4 protein-coding genes are annotated in these 4,252 nt (G+C 62.7%); 2 read left to right on the top strand and 2 right to left on the bottom strand.

The window, feature by feature from the left end; translation table 11 throughout:
- The first annotated feature begins 337 nt into the window (after nucleotides 1-337).
- Nucleotides 338-976, top strand: coding sequence for an imm11 family protein (locus AB4Y84_RS14795; protein WP_363733196.1), 639 nt, complete (start codon nucleotides 338-340; stop codon nucleotides 974-976).
- Between the two features lie 18 nt (nucleotides 977-994).
- Here AB4Y84_RS14795 and AB4Y84_RS14790 read toward each other — a convergent pair whose 3' ends face one another.
- Nucleotides 995-2,140 carry a GNAT family N-acetyltransferase gene (locus AB4Y84_RS14790; RefSeq protein WP_442243516.1) on the bottom strand — a complete coding sequence of 382 codons (1,146 nt, stop codon included), beginning with the start codon at nucleotides 2,138-2,140 and terminating at the stop codon, nucleotides 995-997.
- Nucleotides 2,141-2,312: 172 nt separating this feature from the next.
- A complete protein-coding gene (gene trxB / locus AB4Y84_RS14785; RefSeq protein WP_442243517.1) occupies nucleotides 2,313-3,284 on the bottom strand; it encodes a thioredoxin-disulfide reductase in 972 nt (323 codons plus the stop codon).
- A gap of 232 nt (nucleotides 3,285-3,516) precedes the next feature.
- On the opposite strand from trxB, the gene AB4Y84_RS14780 reads away from it, so the two are divergent.
- On the top strand, nucleotides 3,517-4,252 hold a 736-nt coding region (locus tag AB4Y84_RS14780; RefSeq protein ID WP_442250353.1), incomplete at its 3' end, for a DNA translocase FtsK 4TM domain-containing protein.

The raw sequence follows: 4,252 nt of genomic DNA, 5'->3' as shown, positions 1-4,252 counted from the left end.
TTCCTTTGGATGATGGCTCTCTGATGCAGTGGATGAATGGAGGAATGCTCTATACGTTCTGGTGTGACCATTGCCGGATCAGTGGGCACTACAGCCAGTACAGCTGATTGAGTCGAGCAGGCTCGATGCTACGAGTGGAATCTACATAGACCGCCCAGTGTCGGCTGCGCACGAGCGTGGGCAGGAAGCCGCAGGTACGCTGGAAAATCGGCCTCAGCTACAGGTCGCGCTGTTCTGGTTTGGTCATCTTTGTCGCTGAAAGATATGCAAGAAATCCTATTGAAGAGCTGAGATGAGTTCGTCAGGCTGGGATCACATCCAACCCCCGGATTGTTTGATGAAATTCTTTGTGATGTCCCGGCTCAAGGAGCCGGGCTGTCCCGGGCTTGTGGAAGCCTTCATCGTTGACAAGGGGCACCCGCACCTCTGCGATCACTACTATGCCGACAATGAGCGCTGCAAACGGCCCTTATGGCATGGGAGAAGAGAGGGGGAGTATGCCCCGGTCTTTCAACCTGAAATGATCGCGGTGAACTGGGATCCTCGGTGGAGGTTTGACATCTGTAGCGCCGGTCAAGGTGCGTACTTTGCGAGTGATCGGTTTATGGAGATCAGTCGCAACGCAGGCGCAGGATTCGTCGATCAGTCACCTCTTACAGTGCGGTCGAGGCGCGGTGTCGACTTGGTGCAGTTCAGCTACAGCGCTGTGATCTTCAAGGAGCTTGACGTTCTTGACGTTGCGGCACCTGAGTCACTTTTAGTTCGTGACAGGACGTACGGCAACATCCATCGGGTGAAGACGCTTGTAGTCAGAGAGGGGTTTGTCGAGCCCATTTTTCGATTCAAGGGCATGTCGGGGAGCAGTCATACATTGATTTGCTCTGAGCAGTTCCGGCAGGCTGCGGGTCAGAGACTCAAGGGTGTGGAGTTCATCGACATCGATGGCGCCATCTGGCCCCACATTAAAATCATCTAAGCGCGCGGCAACTCTGAGTTACGAGCGGGTATTGTCGTCTGGGGTCTCTATGCGGAAAGGCCCATGCCCCTGCAGCTCCTGCTGGTAGCGCCGCACATCCCGCCGCTCCTGCCGGCACCAGTCGCGCAGCGCATCGGCGAAGTCCGCATCGGCCACCCAGTGCCGGCTGCGCACGATGGTGGGCAGGAAGCCACGTGCCAGCTTGTGCTCGCCCTGCGCACCCGGCTCGAAGCGGGCTACGCCCTCGCGCAGGCAGTACTCGATGCCCTGGTAGTAGCAGGCCTCGAAGTGCAGGCCGGGCAGGGTGGCGCCGCCCCAATAGCGGCCGTACAACGTGTCGCCGCCGCGCAGGCACAGCGCGCCGGCGATCGGCTCACCGTCCTGTTCGGCCAGGAACAGCACCAGCCCGCGCCCGAGTGAAATTGCCAGATGGCGCAGGAACGCCTCGGTCAGCGCCGGCGCGTTGCCGTATTCCAGGAACGTCTGCAGGTAGAAGCGGTACATGGCCTGCAGATCGGCGCGGGTGGCTTCGTCGCCATGCACCACCCGGAAAGTGATGCCTTGCCGGTTCACCTTGGACCTCTCCTGGCGGATGTTCTTGCGGTGCTTGTGGTTCATCGCGCCCAGGAACTGCTCGAACGTGCTCCAGTCACCTGGGTTCTGCCACTGGAACTGGATGTCCTCGCGCAACAGCCAGTCGTCGCCAAAGGCTGTTTCGTCAGCTGCCGTGTGGAAATTGATGTGCGCTGACGACACGGCGAGTGCGGGCATCTGTTCGCGCAGTGCCGTCAGCAGGGCAGTGCGCTGCGACGCATCACGGGCCAGCAGTCGCGGGCCGCTCACCGGCGAGTACGGCACCGCACCGAGCCACTTCGGGTAGTAGTCGCGGCCATGGCGCGCATAGGCATTGGCCCAGGCGTGGTCGAACACGAACTCGCCATGCGAGTTGGTCTTCAGGTAGCCGGGAATGGCACCGAGCAAGGCATCGCCGTCCCACAGGGTGAGATGCTGCGGCTGCCAACCCCAGTCCTCGCGCAGGCAACCGTAGGTTTCCAGGCCGGACAGGAAAGCGTGGCTGACGAATGGGTTGCCGCCGTCGTGCAGGGCATCCCAGTCGGTGGCGGGAACGGACTGCAGGGAGTCGAGGAAGCGGGCGCTGGGCATGGGGGAAAGGATAGGGCAGGTGGGATGCGGGCTGGGTGTGCGTAACCGGTCCAGCTTGTTGCGGCCAGGGCCATTCTTGCCAGGCAACGCCTGGCACTGCTGAAAGGAAAAGGCCGGCGCTTTCGCGTCGGCCTTCCCGGTCAATCATGCCTCGGCGCTATGGAAGCCAGCCTCAGCTGGCTTTGCCCTGTGCATCCAGGTAACGCTCTGCATCCAGTGCGGCCATGCAGCCGAAGCCGGCCGAGGTGATCGCCTGGCGATAGTGCTGGTCGGCCACGTCGCCGGCGGCGAACACGCCTTCCACCGAGGTCTGGGTGGCGTTGCCGCCCAGGCCCGAACGGATTTCCAGGTAGCCGTTGTTCATGGTCAGCTGGCCGTCGAACAGCTGGGTGTTCGGGTGGTGGCCGATGGCCACGAAGAAGCCGTGGGCATCGATGTCGCGGGTGCTGCCGTCCAGGGTCGACTTCACGCGCACGCCGGTCACGCCGGCCTCGTTGCCCAGTACTTCCTCCACCTGGTGGTGCCAGACGGTTTCGATCTTGCCGGCTTCAACCTTGGCGAACAGCTTGTCCTGCATGATCTTTTCCGCCTTCAGGGTGTCGCGGCGGTGGACCAGATAGACCTTGCGGGCGATGTTGGACAGGTACAGCGCTTCTTCCACGGCGGTGTTGCCGCCGCCGACCACGACCACGTCCTGATCACGGTAGAAGAAGCCGTCGCAGGTGGCGCAGGCGGACACACCGCGGCCCTTGAACTCCTCTTCGGTCGGGATGCCCAGATACTTGGCGGTCGCGCCGGTGGAGATGATCAGGGCATCACAGGTGTACTCGTGGCTGTCGCCGATCAGCTTGAACGGGCGCTGCGACAGGTCCGCGGTATGGATGTGGTCGAAGATGACCTCGGTCTCGAAGCGCTCTGCGTGGGCCTGCATGCGCGTCATCAGGTCCGGGCCCATCAGGCCATGGGCGTCACCCGGCCAGTTGTCCACTTCGGTGGTGGTCATCAGCTGGCCACCCTGCTGCAGGCCGGTGATGACGACCGGCTTCAGGTTGGCGCGGGCAGCGTAGACGGCAGCGGTCCAGCCGGCCGGGCCGGAACCGAGGATGACAAGACGCTGGTGGCGGGAGGGCAGGCTGGTGCTCATGTAGACTCGCGAAAAGGTAGATGGGACAAGGCGCGGCGATGTTTGCACAGCATCCTTGGCTGGTCATAGAGTGGCGGCTGGGGCAGGGCGATTCAAGCCGATGAACAGAACGCCGTCATCCATGGGCGGTTTCAGGCATTGTCCCTGCCCGTGCGGCAACGGATAACTGAAAACTGACGCCGTCTCGTTTATTATCAAACACTAACAGCGCATTCCAAAGGTATGGTCTAAGGTGGCGAAGCAGGTCCCCGAACGCTCCAAGTCCGACGACAAAAAGGCATCGCGTCGCTCGGCGGCAGCGGCCACGACCGACAATCCACGCCGTCAGCGCCTGTGGCGCGACCTGGGTCTGATCGCCATCGCGCCAGCGCTGCTGTATCTGGCTGCCAGCCTTTTCACCTATTCAGCGACGGATCCGGGCTGGTCACACACCGGCAGCGTTGTCGCACCGGTACACAACATGGGCGGCCGCGCGGGCGCGTGGATCGCCGACGTGCTGCTGCAGCTGTTCGGCTATATCGCCTTCCTGCTGCCGGTGGTGCTGGGTGCGCTGGCCTGGATTGCGATGTTCGGCCTCAAGCGCGAGAGCAAGGGCGAGAACGATCTGGACCCCGCGTTGCGGCTGGTCGGCCTGGTCGGCTTCCTGATCGCCGGCACCGGCTTCCTGCACGTGCGCCTGTTCAGTGGCGATGTTTCCAGTGCCGGCGGCATCCTCGGCAAGCTGGTTGGCAATTCGCTCAGCGTGGGCTTTGGTGCGCTGGGGGCGAACCTGTTCGTGCTGGTGTTGCTGCTGGCCTCGATCACTCTGGCCACGGGCCTGTCCTGGTTCGTAGTGATGGAGAAGATCGGTCGCGGCGTGATGTCGCTGGCGCCGTTGCTGGAGCGCAAGAAGGAACAGGCCACCGAGTGGCAGCAGACCCGCGTCCTGCGCGAGGAGCGCCAGGAAGTGCGCAAGGCCGATGCCGAAG

It is taken from the genome of Stenotrophomonas sp. 2YAF22, from assembly GCF_052114665.1.
In the GTDB taxonomy this organism is placed as follows: domain Bacteria; phylum Pseudomonadota; class Gammaproteobacteria; order Xanthomonadales; family Xanthomonadaceae; genus Stenotrophomonas; species Stenotrophomonas indicatrix.
Note: the sequence above shows the minus strand (reverse complement) of the source record. Positions and strands in the feature narration are given on the sequence as shown.